This window comes from Cohaesibacter sp. CAU 1516 (assembly GCF_005771485.1).
In the GTDB taxonomy this organism is placed as follows: domain Bacteria; phylum Pseudomonadota; class Alphaproteobacteria; order Rhizobiales; family Cohaesibacteraceae; genus Cohaesibacter; species Cohaesibacter intestini.
This window is the reverse complement of record NZ_VANT01000007.1, coordinates 156,425-172,544: the sequence shown is the minus strand read 5'-3', so window position 1 is coordinate 172,544 and position 16,120 is coordinate 156,425. Positions and strand designations below refer to the sequence as shown.

Here is a 16,120-nt window from a genome sequence, read left to right as displayed (position 1 = left end):
AAACACAGTGACTGAGCGTCTGAATAGCGACCGCGAAGCGTCCCCCAGAGTGTCTGGCACGCTTCGCATTGACCAAGCTTTGGCGGCCGGTGCCATGGCAATCATCTGTCTGATCAGCATTGCCAACGTGATAGTACGCTATGTCACGGATATAAGCTTTGCCTTCACCGAGGAATTCTCGGTGTTTCTGCTTGTCTTCATGACCCTGATCGGCACGGCCCTTGCCTTTGCCACCAAGGGGCATTTGCGGATCACTTTCTTTGTTGATCGCCTGCCAAAGCGCCTGCGTCATGTGGCAGAAGCCATTTCGCTGTTTGCCACGCTCACTGTGTTTTCCCTGATTTGCTATTACGGTGCCTATTTTGCTTATGACCAGTGGGAGTTTGAAGAAACGTCCGCAGGTCTGGGCTATCCCAGCTGGATCTATTCGATCTGGTTGCCGATCCTTGGCGTGGCGATCCTGTATCGCGCCATCGAACGCACCCTCAAAGACTGGCGGGGGGAATGATGTTTGATCCCAATGTCATCATGCTTGCCAGCCTTGCCTTCCTGCTGGTGGCTGGGGTGCCGATCGCGGTATCCCTGTGCCTTGCCGCCGTGCTGGGCATCCTGACGGGCCTTGATATCTATGCCTTGGCCACGGTTGGCACCAACACCTATAACGGCATCGCGAAATATCCGCTGATTGCCATTCCGCTCTTCATTCTGACCGGGATGATCTTCGAGCGCTCCGGGGTCGCTGCCAAACTGGTGACCTTTGCTACGGCCGTCGTTGGCCCAAGGCGCGGCGGACTGGCCGTTGTGGCTGTGCTTGTCTGTTTGCTGATGGGGGGCATGTCCGGGTCAGGCCCGGCGGATGCTGCCGCGGTTGCCACCGTGATGATCCCTTCGATGATGAAGGCCGGTTATCCCAAGAGCTTTTCGGCTGGTGTGATTGCCTCTTCGGCCTCGACTGCCATTCTGATCCCGCCTTCGATTGCCCTCATCATCTATTCAATCATGGTGCCCGGCATGGATCTGCGCGCCCTGTTTGCGGCGGGTCTGATCCCCGGCCTGATGGCAGGGATGGCCATCATCATTCCCACCATCCTGCTCAGCCGCAAGCATGGCTTTGGGGTATTGGAGACTGATGATCGCCCTCCATTCTGGCAGAGCCTTGTTGGTGCCATTCCCGGGTTGATGGCGCCTGTGATCATTCTGGGCGGCTTGCGCAGCGGTCTGTTCACACCAACCGAAGCGGCGGTTGTTGCGGTCTTCTATGGCCTGATCATGGGGACTCTGATCTACCGCAACATGACCTTGCGCGATGTCTATCAGTGTTTGGCAGATTCGGCAGAAACCGCAGCAACCGTGATGATCATCATTTCGCTGGCGGGCATTTTCGCCTGGGCAGGCAGCACGCTTGGCGCGTTCGACGAAGCCGCGGCCATTCTATTCACCATATCAGACAATGGCTATATTGTTCTGGGCATGGTGATGGTGCTGTTGCTCTTTGCGGGCATGGTGCTGGACGGGGTATCCATCTATTTGATCACGCTGCCGCTGCTGATGCCGGTCATGGAGCGGTTTGACTGGAACCCGACATGGTTCGGCATCCTGATGGCAATGAATATTGCCATCGGTCAGTTCACGCCGCCCGTTGCGGTCAATCTGATGGTCACCACCAAGATTGCCAATGTCGGCATTGAGTCTACCGTCAAATGGGTTGGCTGGTTCATGCTCTCCATGGCTATTGCCATGGGGTTGGTCATTCTTTTTCCGGGCCTTGCCCTCTGGCTGCCTGAGAGCCTTGGCTATGTCACCCATTGACGCGATGACTTTGCCATAAAGGCCTGACAATGCGTTCGCCCCGGCATAAGGCAGGGGCGAACAATCTTTACCAAACGAACCCTGTCGCACGGTGCCGCGTGGGCTATTGTCCCACATTCGGATCAACCAATGTGATCACTTCGACACGGGCGCTGTTGGGATCGTTGCAGAAATCATCCTGCCCGTCGGACCAGATCCGGATTTTCTGCGAGCCGAAAAAATCAATCTCTGTGCAGCCCTGATTGGACAGAATCTGATGTTTGTCGTTGCTGTTGGAGACCACCAGATTGACCGAGGCTTCCGCCTGCATGATGGTGACGGCACCGGAGATGACAACGCAACTGGCAGGCATCGATGCGCCCTCTTCGGGTGGAATGACCCATACCGACTTGCCGGGCGTGTACATCACATCCGTTTCATAATAGTCGTCGTGCCTTTTCACCCAGCCTTTTTCTTCCAGACGGTCGACAACGAAGAAACCGTCATTGCCGAAGTCGCGGCAGATCTGGACCCCTTGCGTGAAATAGGCCTGCGATTGCTCGGCGACGGCAGGTGCGGTGCCTGTTATACATAGCGCCCCCATCAGGATCGCTATGTTCGCAAGTCTGGACATGCTTTTCTCCCCCTTAATATACACGATCTATCAAGAGGCTAGGCCGACCCGAAAGCAGCGTAAATAAGTAAAATTTCCTATTTTCAGGCGAGCCGACGTTACAAGTGATCCATGCACCCTGCCATCCAACAATTGCGGTCAAACGAGCGAAAAGTCTTCTGCACTATTCGACGCCAGTTCGGCCAGCAGACTGTGCAATGGGGGGATCGATTCCGTTGCCGTCATGCCTTTCATAGAGGACACCGCCGTGACATGGGCAAGGGCCAATGTCCGGGTGGGGGCAAAGCCCTGATGGATGCCGTAGAGCAATCCGGCGCAAAAGGCATCCCCTGCCCCGACCGGGCTGAGAATCTGGTCTGGCGACAGGGGTTTGGGCCGGAGGAAGATCGGCTCCGCATCCCTGCCTATCCAGACCGCCTTTTTGGGGCAATGGATGATGATTGCCCGGTGAATGCCCACCGCCATCACTTTATCGGCTGCGGCCAGCAATGTGGCATCCGATGGCACCTCGCCCGCCTCGAGAGGCTGATCGCCCGCCCGGCAGGCTTCCACCTCATTCATGATGAGATAGTCGATATGGGGCGCAGCATGCCGCACGATGCATGAAAAATCATCCCGGCTGGCAGAGACCAGATCCACTGCTGTGACCAATCCTGCGGCGCGGGCCCGGGCCAGTATGTGGGCGGCCCCGGTGGTGTCGCCCTCCATTCCATCAAGCTGCTCAAGCAACATCAGATAGCCCAGATAGAAGATTTTTGCGTCCGACCCAGCGAAGAAACCGGCAGAGAAATCCGCTTCAGACAGACTGTCATTGGCGCCGCCCTGATAGAAAAAGGTGCGACTGTCGCCGGGCACCGACATGACGTGGGTGTGGGCCGTTGGCTTGTCGGCACGACGGATCAGTCGGTCGGTCGGCAGATTGAGGGCCTGACAGCTTTCAACGACAAAGTCCCCCAGATCATCGTTCCCTATCGCTCCGAATGGCAACAGAGGAAAGCCGACTTGCATGCGGGCCAAGGCCGAGCTGACATTGGCGGCACCACCACCGATGCCTCGATCCTCGCGCGCAATCAATGCCAGTTCGCTCTTGTTTGGCCATTGGTCAATTTCATGCACGATGTCGACGATCCAGTTGCCAGCGCAAATGATCCCTTGTCGCTGTGTCTGCCGTTCCATCGCTTGCCTCCCCATAAATCAGGCATAATGGCCTGAAGGCTTCCAATCCGCCTACCGTTCCGACCGCTATTTTGTCTGTTCACCCGTACGTTTCTTGGCGATTTCCCGCTCCAGTTGCCTTGTATCCTCGAGGATCGCGTGGGCGTCTGGGTCTTGCTCTGACAGGGCCACAGAAATGGCCTCGATAATCGCCAGTTGCGACACGCGGGTGCCGATGATGTCAAGCGCCGGTGGCATTCTGCGCACCGCTGAGACCAACACCAGATCGGCAACCTCGGTGGCCGGAGATCCGGGATCGCTGGTGATGAGAATCCGGTCGAGCCCCCGCTCGCCTGCCGTCTCGAAGGCATCAATCAGATCTCGGGTCCGGCCTGAGCAGGAAATGCCCAGAAAAACCGTGCCGGGTTTGCCCTGCGCGGTCACCACCGCAAGAATATGCGGGTCGCTATGCACCATGGCAGGCAACCCCAGTGACAGGAGCCGGCGACAGGCATCAATGGCAATCGGGGCGGAGCTGCCAAAGCCGACAATCTGGATCTGGTTGGCCTTGAGCAGGCGGTTGGTGGCTTGTTCCAGCGCATCAAGCGAGAGGACTGTCGGCGTCCGCATCAATTGCTCGATATTGGCTTCGATCACCTTTTGCAGAATGGCACCGTAGGAATGCGCATGGGCTTCTTCCTGAGGCGAAGCCAATTGAGAGCCAAGGGCCAAACCACGCCCTTCGGCCAGAGCCAGACGCAAGTCTTTGTAGCCTGTCAAACCGAGCAGCTTGCAGAAGCGGAAGATGGTTGTCTCGCTGACCTCCGTGCGCGCAGCAAGCTCGGAAATGGTCAGTCGGCGCGACACATCCTGATGTTCCAGCACCCATTGGGCCAGCGGAGCCATGGTCTTGTCATCGGAGCGGGCAACGGAGGTCAAGGCCTGAAAGATGTCAACCAACGGTTCCATCGCACGATTATGTGGCATCGGAAAGGCCTGCCTTGAGGACAGGATCCGTCAGTTCGATATCCTGTTCAAGGGCAAGTTTGGGGCTGATGCCAGCCTTCAGCAACCCGTCATAATAAAGCTTGGTGGCCTCTTTCGAGGTCAACCCCTCCTCCAGCATCAACCGCATGGTGCGAACGATGGCTGTCGAGCTTTCCGCAAAGAAGATGCGCCGCCCGAACAAGGCAACCCGTGCACCATAGGTCTCGGCCTGTTTGATCATCTCGAGGGTGTCGCGGGTGGTCGAGAAAGCGCCACCGAGGATGCCGACGATCAGATTGCCCGGATCATAAGAGGCCAGTTCCTCCATTGCCCGAGGGCCGTTATAGGCCATTTTCAAAAAGATCGGGCGATCAAGGCTCGACACACCAGCCAAGGTGCGGACAATGGCGTCGTTGTTGTAACTGGCAAAGTCAGTGCCGGGGGTGGCAACGTCGAAATGGGGATTGAAGACTTCGAGGAAATGACGCACGCCAGCACTCGACGCTTCGTCGCGGAAACGGGCATAATTTTCCAGCGTGCGATAGTCTTTCTCCAGATCATTGTAGAAGGTGATGGCGTAGAGGCCCAAATCCGCCACTGGCTTGACCCGGTCCAGGCGCGCCGAGCGGAAAGGCTGGCATGGAAGACGCTTGTAATCGGCACCCCGCATCAGCCAGATATCACTGCCATCATTGAGACGCACAGCGGGTGTGATTTCGCTGCCGGAAAAATGCCCTTCGCGGGTCAGATATTCGCAGGAAGACTGGGATGTGAGCATGATGTCGACGAGGTCAGAACGGCACATCTCAATCATGTCGTCGCGATAGACCTGCATCGGGCGCATCATGGTTGTTGGCTTGCCCTGATCATCGAGCCGGGGACCATTGGCGGCGATCCCGGCGGCCATGTCGGCATCCTTGGCATCTGCGATGATGAAGTCGACCGGCCGATAAGCTCCCTTTGCGATCCGCGCCAGTTTCTCGTCAAGGCGTTTCATTGCAGACATAACCAATCCTCCCTTAAACTAGACAATCTTGCATGCTCTGGCGATGTGCCTTGCACGACAGCCTGTCCATTTTGTCTCTGTTTCAACACAGAATAGCAGTGAATATAAAAAAGTAAATTCCTATATTTGCATAATTAAGAAAATTATTTTTTCTCATAGATACAAAAAACTCGCCGCACTGATGACAGGAAGAGCATCAGCGCGGCGAGCCAAATATCAGTGACCAGAGACCGGGTCCCTGGGATCAGGTTTCGGCATGCTTCCATTCATGGCGCAGGCCCATATAGAGGCTGACGCACATAACCAGAAGCACGATGATGAACGGCAAGCCAGCAGAGATGGAGGCAGCCTGCAAGGCCCCCAAAGCATCGGCCCCGCCCCCGTAAAGAAGAGCTGCAGCAATGCAGCCTTCGATCAGCGCCCAGAAGACGCGCTGTGGCACTGGCGCATCGATTTTGCCACCGGCCGTGATACTGTCGATCACCAGCGAGCCAGAGTCAGACGAGGTGACGAAGAAGACCAACACCAGCACAATGGCGAGGAAGGAAATCATTGCGGTCAAAGGCAGATTTTCAAACATGTGGAACATGGCGAGCGACACATCACCCAGACCGTTGGCCAGTTCACCAACATTATTCTGGATCTGGTCAAGCGCGCTGCCCCCAAAGACAGACATCCAGACAAGGGTGACCAGGGTTGGGATCAGCAGCACCGCAGTGAGGAACTGACGGATCGTGCGGCCCTTGGAAATGCGCGCGATGAACATCCCGACAAAAGGTGACCAGGAAATCCACCAAGCCCAGTAGAAGACCGTCCAGCCATGATAGAATTTGTCATCGGAGCGGCCAATCCAGTTGCTCAGCGGGATCAGGTTTTCCAAGTAGGTTGACCCGGTGGTGAACATGTTTGTCACGATGACAACAGTTGGACCGAAGAGGAAGACAAACACCAACAGCAGCAGCGCCATGCCCATATTGATGTTGCTGAGGATCTTGACCCCTTTGTCCAGCCCCAAGGTGACCGAGCAAAGCGCTACCAGTGTCACACCGCTGACAATGACGATCTGGGTGACGATGGTGTTTGGAATGTCAAACAGGAAATGCAGGCCACTGGCGGCCTGTTGCGCGCCCAGCCCCAGCGAGGTCGCCAGACCGAACAAAGTGGCAACAACGGCCAGAATGTCGACAAAATGGCCAGGCCAGCCCCACGCGCGGTCGCCGATCAACGGGTAGAAGGCAGACCGAATGGTCAGTGGCAAATCCTTGTTGTAAGTGAAGAAGGCGAGCGACAGGCCCACCACAGCATAGATTGCCCATGGATGCAGGCCCCAGTGGAACATGGTCGCCCCCATGGCCATCTGCGCCCCTTCAGGCGTGTTGGCTGCGGCATTGAGCGGCGTACCCCACCAATCGGTGTAATAGGCAGCAGGCTCGGCAACACTCCAGAACATCAAGCCGATACCCATGCCGGCAGCGAACAGCATGGCAAACCAGCTCATCACCGAGAATTCAGGCTTTGCATCCTTGCCGCCGATACGGATCTTGCTCATCGGCGAAATGATCAGGAACAGGCTGAACAGCACAAACACGTTGCCCGCCAGCATGAAGAGCCAATCAAAATTGTTGATCGACCATCCCTTGGCGCCATCGAAAATCTGTTTTGCTTCCGTGGGTGCAGCCAGTGTACCAACAACAAAAGCAAGAATGAGTATAGCGGAAATGAGGAAGACCGGATTGTGAACATCCATGCCAAAGGCATTGATATTGTCCTGCCCGACTTCATAGTCGGTGTCGTATGTTTCGGATGTCTCAGACATTTCTTACCTATTTATTTGGTTCCGGTGGTGTCACAGAAAGGAGGGTGCGCTCATCTTTGGCGCGTGTCTGCGTCAGCAAAGGGGTGGTCATCAGGAACAGATTGCCGCTTGTCGAAAGCGCATGAGATCTGATGCTGGTCCGGCCACCCGGACAAGCCAAGACACGCCGCAGGGCGCAACTCCGACCATTTCGGGGCGGAACTCGGGCGAGCCCCACAGAATCCTACTTTAGTTCTATGAGCACGCGAAGATTTATTACACTAACGATTACGAGTCAAACGATCCAAGGACGCATCTGGACAAGTCTGTCGGCAAGCTATGATTGGGAGGTGTGACCCGGCAGCTGTATCAGGTCAAAAAAAGGGGATTGCCACGTCGCAAAAACCAGCAAATCCGACGCTGCAATCCCCACTATTCCAAGATGGAACGCCAAGGTGCTGGCAAATATGCGGAACCAGCAAGCCCTTCGCGCGAAAGCGGCCGACCATGGTTAAACCCTGGTCTCGTTTCCACCCCGGATCTCAGTCTCTCTCATCTTTGAGAAGGGCAGCGCCCTTATCAAAGCCTCATGCATGGTGCTTTGCCAGCCCACCGGTCTTGAAACCGATGGCAGAAAAATGGCGTGGTTCGAAATGACTATTGCACCCAACCCCTTGTCATTGTTGCGTCCCCTCAGCAACAACTCAAGGCAAGATCAGGCACCAAACCGATGAGGCCACCATCATCATTACTTCTAAAAACAGCCACCGATCCCACTATAACCAATTGAAATATCGAAATTTCAAAGCGCGCACCATAATGTCCGACCGCGAATAACAGCAGACGCTTGAGACTGTAGCGAAACTGCGTCTTGTCATATTGTACGAAAATGCCCTCTCATGTTAACAAAGACACATTCGTATAAATAACTATTTCCAGGTCTTCATTGATGATCACCAAACAGATCAAAACGGCGCGCTATGAAGCAGCGGCAATCTGGTCCGAGCATGAGAGCTTTGCCGCCCACGCCCATGATGAGTTTGTTCTCAGCTGCAACATCAAGGGGCATGAAAAGCTGAGGCTGGATGGCCGAGCCATGGAAGCGACCCAGCATGCGACGACGCTGTATAATCCGGGCCAAATACAGTCCGGCTCCGGCACCGAGTTGATCGGTAGCATCTATCTGGATCAAGCTTATGTTCAGCAAGCGCTCCATGCCGACCGTGAGATAGTGTTTGACCGCGCGATCGTCGATGACCCGCAGCTACTTGAATATTTCGCCAAGATCATTGATGCCGTTCTGAGTGATGATGCTCTGGGAGATCTGGAAGAGGTGATCAATGGCATCCTGTTGATCAGTGCGAGCCGGTATTCCGATCGCAGTTTGGCAGCCAGCCCGCATAGCGAGGACTGGCGCGTGCAGTATGTGCTCAACTGGCTACGCGCCGATCTCAGTACCCCCCCGAGCCTTGAGGCTCTGGCCAACGAGGTTGATCTCAGCAAGACCGCCTTTTTGCGGATGTTCTCGAAAGCCGTTGGCACCACGCCATCCAAATGGCATCGAAGCATGCGGTTGGCAGAAGCCAAGACCCGGCTGCGCCAGGGGCAGCATGCAGCCCGGGTGGCATCCGATCTGGGCTATTGTGATCAGGCCCATCTGATCAAGCAGTTCCGCCACGCCTATGGCATCACGCCCGGTTTTTATGTCCGGAAGTGACACCGACTCCTTGTGGCTGGACGATCCTCGGACAAAAGCGAATTCAATACCATTCGTCCCAATGGGTCCCTCTCCTCACCCCGAACTGAAACAAGTGACATGCTGCGTGTCTGTAGCGGTATTTTTACAGGCACAGCAGGAGAAATTTACGCTTTGTTAACCATGCTCATTAACCATAAGGGGATGGCATCAACATGCCCACAGTGTGGTTTTCAGCCTTTTTGATTGCGTCCGGGAGATGGCGCTGATGGCTGGACAGTTTGGGACAAATGCTCCGCACCCATCATGCTTATCGTTGGGGATAGCTCAAAGATGGTGTCGGGAACATGGCCGCATAGCAGGCCGGGAATTGGGGAAAGATATGGTACATTCCTATAAGGTAAGGCCGCATCTACTGGATGAGGCGGCCATTCAGAAAGCCATTGGTGAGACAGGCTTTGAGAGCTTTGAGCAAGGCCTGATTGTCGATATGTTGATCGAAAGCTACACGGTTGATCTCGACCTACTGGCGCTTACCATGAAGACCTTGAAAACAAGAAGTGAAAGCAACGAGCCGATCGCTCGGGCTGCCTGATCTCTTTTCTATTCTGACAGGCCCTGCCATTTGTAGCCCGCCCGCTAGGGGCGGGTTTGACGGGATATCGTTTTTGCGACCTTCCCCTTGTTGCAACCTGATTGCGGCACGGTCTCGGAAGCCAATCCTTAACATTTGGGCGCGCGCTGGACTGCGCGTGCATACGCTGTCCTGATTTGAAACAGTTTTTTACCCATGCGGGAAAAATTGCAAAATAAAATCACTTAGCCCCCTCCCATTCCAACTCCGGCAAACTTATCTCGGGAATAGACCAATCAGTCGTCTCTGAATATATCATCAGAGTCCGCATTCCTTTGCCCGATTTCCCTTTTGTCTGTATGGAGCACTCCCATGTCCGATCCCAAATCCCTTGATGCTTTCCCTATTGCCAAGCGTTGGCCCGCCAGCAACCCCGATGTCATCCAGCTTTATTCCTTCCCGACACCGAATGGCGTGAAGGTCTCCATCGCGTTGGAGGAAATGGGTCTGCCTTACGAAGCCCACAAAGTCACATTGTCTGACGCCGATGTAAAAAGCGACGCCTTCCTGTCGCTCAATCCAAACAACAAGATCCCGGCGATCATCGATCCCAACGGCCCGGACGGCGAGCCGATTGGCCTGTTTGAAAGCGGCGCGATCCTGATCTATCTCGCAGAGAAAAGCGGCAAGCTCTTTGGCAGCAACGAACGCAACCGGCTTGAAGTGCTCAAATGGCTGATGTTCCAGATGGGCGGTCTGGGGCCGATGCTTGGCCAGTTGGGCTTTTTCTACAAATTTGCTGGCAAGGACATCGAGGATCCGCGCCCGCGCGAGCGCTATATCAACGAAGCCAAGCGTCTGTTGGCAGTCATCGACAAAGAGCTGGAAGGCAAGGACTGGATTGCCGGATCCTATTCGATCGCCGATATCGCCATTGCCCCATGGCTGGCAACGATCGTCAAATTCTATGAAGCGACGGATGTGACTGGCTTTTATGACTTCAAGAATGTGGTCGCCTATGTCGAGCGGTTCGAAGCCCGCCCGGCGGTCAAAAAAGGCTGGACCATCCCACCGCGCGATTGAACTTGACCACCGAGCCAAAAACAAAGCCGCCCCGAAGGGCGGCTTTCTCGTTTCGTGGGGACCTTGAAACGAGATCAGACCGAGAGATCTTTCTCAGCCTTTATTGCTCTGGCAGACTGCAGTAGCAGGGACGCCAGATGGGGCGCAAAGGAGCGCCAGACGTCAAGGCGATAGCGATCCTTTGCTTCGCACCAGAGAATGACCGGAACGTCAAAGCACAAGGTTCGGCAGGCCTTGCCGGGAGTGAAAGAGCGCAAATCGCGCGGGCAGCCGACCGACAGCAATTCCCTGGCATCAGAGCCGGAGATCACCAGCGTCAGCTCGCGCGATGAAATGTCGACAAGTGCGTGAGGCACAGAGGCCGTGCCTGCACGTGTCTGCACAAGGGCCGCAAGATCGCGCGTCAGGGTCATCATCCATTCATCTGGCCCAAGGCAGGCAATTGCACCGCCATCCAGAGGCGCCTGAAGGCCGATCTGGTCCGGCAGCGGGATGTCGATCTCCGCCGCAAGCGTTTCGCGGTCTCCTCCTGCCACACGCAGGGAGAGGCGACTTTGGAGCTCTGGCAGCACTTCAATGGCGAGTGCGTCCTGTTCGATCAATTTGCCCGTCTGTAACGGGTCCGGGAGAATGGGCATCATCGCCTCCTGTTACATTTTCTGGCGGCTGCCATCGGGGTCAAAGAAAAGGGTGTCACGGACGGTCGCGGTGATCACCCCGTCCGGCATCGGGATATGGACCTGTTCGCCAATCCGCTTGCGCCCGTCCTGCAACAAAGCAAGGGCAATCGGACGACCGATTGTGGTGCTGTGGTAGGAGGAGGTAACATGGCCAACCATGGTCATGGGCAGTGGCTCTGATGGATCCAGCACGATCTGTGCCCCCTCTTCGAGCTTGGTTGCGGCGTCATCGGTCAGAAGGCCGACCAACTGCTTGCGGCCTTCGGCGACAAGATCTGGTCGTGCCAGACCGCGCATGCCGACAAAGTCCGGTTTCTTCTTGGCGACAGCCCAGCCCATACCCAAATCAAAGGGAGTGACGGTGCCATCGGTATCCTGACCGACAATGATGAAGCCTTTTTCGGCCCTCAAGACATGCATGGTTTCAGTGCCATAGACGCACAGATCAAGGGCCTTGCCGGCTTGATGCAGGGTCTGCCACAGGGCAAGTCCATGTTGGGCGGGTACATTGACCTCAAAGCCCAACTCGCCGGTGAAGCTGAGGCGGAAGAGCCGCGCCGGGAAGCCGGCGACCGTGCATTCGCCCACCGACATGTGCGGGAAGGCCTCGTTGGCAATGTCCAGACCTTCGACAAACGGAGCGAGCAACTTGCGGGCATTGGGGCCATTCAAGGCAATGGTCGCCCATTGCTCAGTCGTCGAGGTCAGCCAAACCTTGAGGTCGCCCCATTCGGTCTGGAGATAATCTTCCATCATATTGAGCACACGGGCCGCCCCACCGGTTGTGGTGGTGACATGGAAGCGATCCTCGGCCAACCGGCCGATGACCCCATCGTCGCGGACAAAACCGTCATCGCCAAGCAACAGGCCATAACGACAGCGGCCCGGTGCCAGCTTGGTCCATGGGTTGGTGTAGAGCCGGTTCATGAACTCGACCGCATCAGGACCGACGACCTCGATCTTGCCAAGGGTCGAGGCATCGAACATGCCGACCGAGGCGCGGGTCGCCTTGCATTCCCGCGCCACGGCTTCGTCCATGCTTTCACCCGCTTTGGGGAAATACCATGCCCGACGCCACTGGCTGACAGGTTCGAACATGGCTCCGTTCTGCTCCGCCCAACCGTCGATGGGGGTGCGGCGGGTCACTTCGAAATGCTTGCCACCATGATGGCCTGCATAGGTGCCAAATGTGATCGGCGTGTAAGGCGGCCGGAAAGTGGTCAAACCGATTTCAGGCTGGCTCTTGTTCTGGGCATCGGCGATGATTGCCAAACCGTTGAGATTGTAGAGTTTGCCCTGATCGGTCGCCATGCCAGCGGTGGTGTAGCGCTTGACATGTTCGACGGATTTCATCCCCTCACGCACCGCAAGACGCAAATCCTTGGCGGTGACGTCGCTCTGAAAATCGACGAAAGCCCGTTGCTTGACGCTGTCCAGATTGTTGGGCAGTTCGCGATGCGAGATGCCACTGCCGATGCGGTCGCCTTCGATGGTCAGGCTGTCGCTATCGGAGGCTTTACCGAACGCTCCGGCGGCACGCTGCCCTGCGGCCAAGCCATCATCAAAAGCGGCTTGCAGACCCCAATGGCCACCACAGGCCCCGGCGATCTGGCAGTCCTGTGTGGTTCGATCAGGCAGATAGACAGCGCGGGTCTCATCCCAGCGGATCGAGCCGCCCGTATGGGAGAAGAGTTGCAGAGACGGTGTCCAGCCGCCGCACATGAGAACCGCATCGCAGGCAATGCGTTCGGCGGCCCCGACCCTGTCACCCTTCAGCGGGTTGAAGGCCACACCAGCCACCTGATTTTTGCCATCCACGGCGGTGACGACGTGCCCTTTGCACAGGCGGATATTGCGGCTCCCGGCTTGGGCTTCAAGCGCAGCAGGGATCTCGGCGCGCGTATCGATGATCGCCTGAATGGCGGCGCCTGCATCTGCCAAATCAAAGGCCGCATAATAGGCGCTGTCATGGCTGGTCATGATGACCGGTTTTTGCCCCACCAACACACCAAATCGGTTGAGATAGGTCTGGGCAGCCCCGGCCAGCATCACGCCGGGACGATCATTACCGTGGAAGACCAAAGGCTTCTCAATGGCCCCTTGCGCCAGAATGATCTGGCTGGCGCGCACCCGCCACATGCATTCGCGCGGCAGGTCCGGGTCGGGCTGTTGCAGATGATCGGACAGGCGCTGGCAGAGGCCCATCATATTGTCGTTGAAATAGCCAATCGCCGTGGTCCGGCTCATCAGCTTGACGCCAAGGGCTGCAAGTTCTTCGAGTTCCTTTGCCAGCCAGTCCCATGCAGCTTGGCCATTGATTTTGGCTTGAGGCTCGCTCAACAGTGTGCCGCCAAGTTCTGCATGCTCGTCGACCAGCATCACCTCGAGCCCGGATTCAGCCGCCTTACGGGCGGCGGCCAAACCGGCTGGCCCTCCTCCAACCACCAGCACATCAGTATGCCAATTGCGGGAGGCATAATGATCGGGGTCTTTTTCCTTGGGCGCCACACCAATCCCTGCAGCTGCCCGGATCACAGGTTCATACAGCCGCTCCCAAAGAAACTTCGGTTTCATGAAGGTTTTGTAGTAGAAGCCCGCCGCGAGGAAACGCGCCATCTTGTCATTGATCACGCCAACATCGAAGGCGAGACTGGGCCAACAATTCTGACTGCCAACGGTCAGGCCATCCCAGATTTCAAGCATTGTGGCGCGGCTGTTCGGTTCGGTCCGACCGGGGCCGCGGCTGCTCGACATCAGCGCATTGGGCTCTTCGGACCCTGCGGTGACCACGCCGCGCGGGCGATGATATTTGAAGGAACGGGCCATCAGATGGACGTCGTTGGCCAGAAGCGCAGAGGCCACGCTGTCCCCTGCCCGACCGCGATAGGATTTGCCATCAAAGGTGAAGACGATCGGCTGGTCCGGGTCAATCCGGCCATAGCCGGGAATGCGGCTGGCGCTCATTGGTCCGCCTCCTGCAATTTGTCGAGATCGGGGCGGGGTTCACCCGCCTTGTAGGTCGTCAGGAACCGATCGGTGACCGTGTGGCGCACCGCATTGAAGAAGCGACCGCAGCCATGAATATGGCGCCAGCGCTCAAAGGTCAGTCCACGGACATTTTCGCGGATGAACAGAAAGTCGCGCCATGCCTCGTCACTCACCTCAGAGGGGGTTTCCGGCCGCGCAACATGGGCTTCCCCTGCATGGGCAAATTCGGCCTCTGGCAGGGTTTCGTTGCAATAGGGGCAATGAATATGCAGCATCGTTTTGTCCTCAATGCGCCTTAGTGGGCCACAGCGGCGGCGGCGGCTTCATCGATCAGGCGACCGGTGGTGAAGCGCTCCAGCGTGAAGGGGGCGTTGATCGGGTGCGGGTCGTCGTTGGCAATCGTATGGGCGAAGAGATGAGCCGAGCCGGGGGTGGCCTTAAAGCCACCGGTGCCCCAGCCGCAATTGACATAGAGACCCTTGACGGGCGTCTTGCCGATGATTGGCGAGCGGTCTGGCGTCACGTCGACGGTGCCCGCCCATGTGCGCATGACCCGCAAGCGGTTGAAGACCGGGAAGATTTCGCAGATTGCCGCAATGGTATGTTCGATCAGCGGCAGGCCGCCGCGTTGGCTGTAGCTGGTATATTGGTCAGTGCCTGAGCCGATGACCAGTTCCCCCTTGTCGGACTGGCTGATATAGGCATGCACGCTGTTTGACATGACCACGCAAGGGAAGATCGGCTTGACCGGTTCGGACACCAGCGCCTGCAGCGGGAAGCTTTCAAGCGGCAGGCGAACACCCGCGCTTTCCATCAAGGGGGTGGTGGTGCCTGCCACCGACACGCCGACCCGGCCCGCCCGGATGAAGCCTTTGGGTGTTTCCACCCCTTCAACCGCGCCATTGGCATCGCGGCGGATGGCGGTGACGGGGCAATTCTGGATGATGTCGACACCAAGCTTGGCTGCCGCGCGGGCATAGCCCCAGGCCACCGCGTCATGACGAGCTGTGCCGGCACGGGACTGGAAAGCGGCGCCCAACACCGGATGGCGAGCATCGGGGTCAAGATTGAGCGGCGGGCAAATCTGTTTTGCTTCTTCGGCACTGACCCAGCGATTGTCAACGCCATTGAGGCGATTGGCATGGATATGCCGCTGGAAACTCTGGATGTCATGCTGATTATGGGCCAGCATCAGGACGCCACGGCGGGAGAACATCACGTTGTAATTCAGATCCTCGCTCAGATCTTCCCACAGATCGACCGCGTGATCATAGAGCTTGGCGCTTTCGTCATAGAGATAGTTGGAGCGAATGATCGAGGTGTTGCGTCCGGTGTTGCCGCCACCAAGCCAGCCTTTGTCAATGACCGCAATGTTGGTGATGCCATGTTCCTTGGCAAGATAATAGGCAGCGCCCAAACCGTGACCACCAGCACCGACAATCACCACGTCGTAGCTGGATTTCGGCTCTTTGTCCGGCCATTGCTCGGGCCAGTTCTTATGACCTGTCAAGGCATTCTTGAAAACCGACCAAGCGGAATATCGGGTCATGGTGCGGCGGCTCCCTGTTGTTGCAATCCGCGCCATGCCCTTGGATTGCGGGTCGAGATCGCGGATTGGCTGTCATGTGATTGTGTTGAGGCCAACTGAGAAAAGGTAAATCCGCAGGCCATGGGCTTGATTGGATGAATGCGACAAAGCTATTGTATCTTTACGCCAACCCTATCTGCCAAATG

General features: G+C 56.8%; 14 protein-coding genes. 5 read left to right on the top strand and 9 right to left on the bottom strand.

Annotated elements, in window-relative coordinates; genetic code table 11:
- The first annotated feature begins 7 nt into the window (after positions 1-7).
- Together FDK21_RS16895 and FDK21_RS16890 are read left to right on the top strand one after the other, a co-directional pair.
- Positions 8-508: a TRAP transporter small permease gene (locus FDK21_RS16895; RefSeq protein WP_198663077.1), complete on the top strand. Its 501-nt coding sequence runs from the start codon at positions 8-10 to the stop codon at positions 506-508.
- Positions 508-1,809: a TRAP transporter large permease gene (locus FDK21_RS16890; RefSeq protein ID WP_210238824.1), complete on the top strand. Its 1,302-nt coding sequence runs from the start codon at positions 508-510 to the stop codon at positions 1,807-1,809. Before FDK21_RS16895 ends, FDK21_RS16890 begins: the two co-directional genes overlap by 1 nt.
- 103 nt (positions 1,810-1,912) lie before the next feature.
- Here FDK21_RS16890 and FDK21_RS16885 read toward each other — a convergent pair whose 3' ends face one another.
- The 5 genes from FDK21_RS16885 to FDK21_RS16865 all read right to left on the bottom strand — a co-directional run bounded on the left by FDK21_RS16885 (position 1,913) and on the right by FDK21_RS16865 (position 7,386).
- The gene (locus FDK21_RS16885; RefSeq protein WP_138150053.1) at positions 1,913-2,422 is read right to left on the bottom strand and encodes a hypothetical protein; all 510 of its coding nucleotides are present in this window, start codon (positions 2,420-2,422) and stop codon (positions 1,913-1,915) included.
- 138 nt (positions 2,423-2,560) lie between these two features.
- A complete protein-coding gene (locus FDK21_RS16880; protein ID WP_171022135.1) occupies positions 2,561-3,598 on the bottom strand; it encodes a carbohydrate kinase family protein in 1,038 nt (345 codons plus the stop codon).
- Positions 3,599-3,664: 66 nt separating this feature from the next.
- Complete coding sequence (locus FDK21_RS16875) at positions 3,665-4,564, bottom strand: MurR/RpiR family transcriptional regulator (protein WP_138150049.1); 900 nt, start codon at positions 4,562-4,564, stop codon at positions 3,665-3,667.
- On the bottom strand, positions 4,554-5,570 hold the full coding sequence (locus tag FDK21_RS16870; protein WP_210238823.1) for a hypothetical protein: 1,017 nt from the start codon (positions 5,568-5,570) through the stop codon (positions 4,554-4,556). Before FDK21_RS16870 ends, FDK21_RS16875 begins: the two co-directional genes overlap by 11 nt.
- Before the next feature lie 244 nt (positions 5,571-5,814).
- Positions 5,815-7,386: a BCCT family transporter gene (locus FDK21_RS16865; protein WP_114011518.1), complete on the bottom strand. Its 1,572-nt coding sequence runs from the start codon at positions 7,384-7,386 to the stop codon at positions 5,815-5,817.
- Between the two features lie 928 nt (positions 7,387-8,314).
- Here FDK21_RS16865 and FDK21_RS16860 point away from each other — a divergent pair.
- The 3 genes from FDK21_RS16860 to FDK21_RS16850 all read left to right on the top strand — a co-directional run bounded on the left by FDK21_RS16860 (position 8,315) and on the right by FDK21_RS16850 (position 10,718).
- On the top strand, positions 8,315-9,082 hold the full coding sequence (locus FDK21_RS16860; RefSeq protein ID WP_138150048.1) for an AraC family transcriptional regulator: 768 nt from the start codon (positions 8,315-8,317) through the stop codon (positions 9,080-9,082).
- A 361-nt stretch (positions 9,083-9,443) separates the two neighbouring features.
- Positions 9,444-9,656, top strand: a complete 213-nt coding sequence (locus FDK21_RS16855; protein ID WP_138150046.1) for a hypothetical protein — start codon at positions 9,444-9,446, stop codon at positions 9,654-9,656.
- A gap of 351 nt (positions 9,657-10,007) precedes the next feature.
- The gene (locus FDK21_RS16850; RefSeq protein WP_138150044.1) at positions 10,008-10,718 is read left to right on the top strand and encodes a glutathione S-transferase N-terminal domain-containing protein; all 711 of its coding nucleotides are present in this window, start codon (positions 10,008-10,010) and stop codon (positions 10,716-10,718) included.
- 74 nt (positions 10,719-10,792) lie between these two features.
- On the opposite strand, the gene FDK21_RS16845 is transcribed toward FDK21_RS16850, so the two are convergent.
- From FDK21_RS16845 to FDK21_RS16830, 4 genes are read right to left on the bottom strand one after another with little or no spacing between them, the layout of a single operon-like run.
- Complete coding sequence (locus FDK21_RS16845; RefSeq protein WP_171022134.1) at positions 10,793-11,356, bottom strand: sarcosine oxidase subunit gamma family protein; 564 nt, start codon at positions 11,354-11,356, stop codon at positions 10,793-10,795.
- A 12-nt stretch (positions 11,357-11,368) separates the two neighbouring features.
- Positions 11,369-14,362, bottom strand: coding sequence for a sarcosine oxidase subunit alpha (locus FDK21_RS16840; RefSeq protein ID WP_138150040.1), 2,994 nt, complete (start codon positions 14,360-14,362; stop codon positions 11,369-11,371).
- On the bottom strand, positions 14,359-14,661 hold the full coding sequence (locus FDK21_RS16835; RefSeq protein ID WP_138150038.1) for a sarcosine oxidase subunit delta: 303 nt from the start codon (positions 14,659-14,661) through the stop codon (positions 14,359-14,361). The genes FDK21_RS16840 and FDK21_RS16835 overlap by 4 nt, the downstream gene beginning before the upstream one ends.
- A 20-nt stretch (positions 14,662-14,681) precedes the next feature.
- On the bottom strand, positions 14,682-15,935 hold the full coding sequence (locus tag FDK21_RS16830) for a sarcosine oxidase subunit beta family protein (RefSeq protein ID WP_138150036.1): 1,254 nt from the start codon (positions 15,933-15,935) through the stop codon (positions 14,682-14,684).
- Positions 15,936-16,120: the final 185 nt, after the last annotated feature.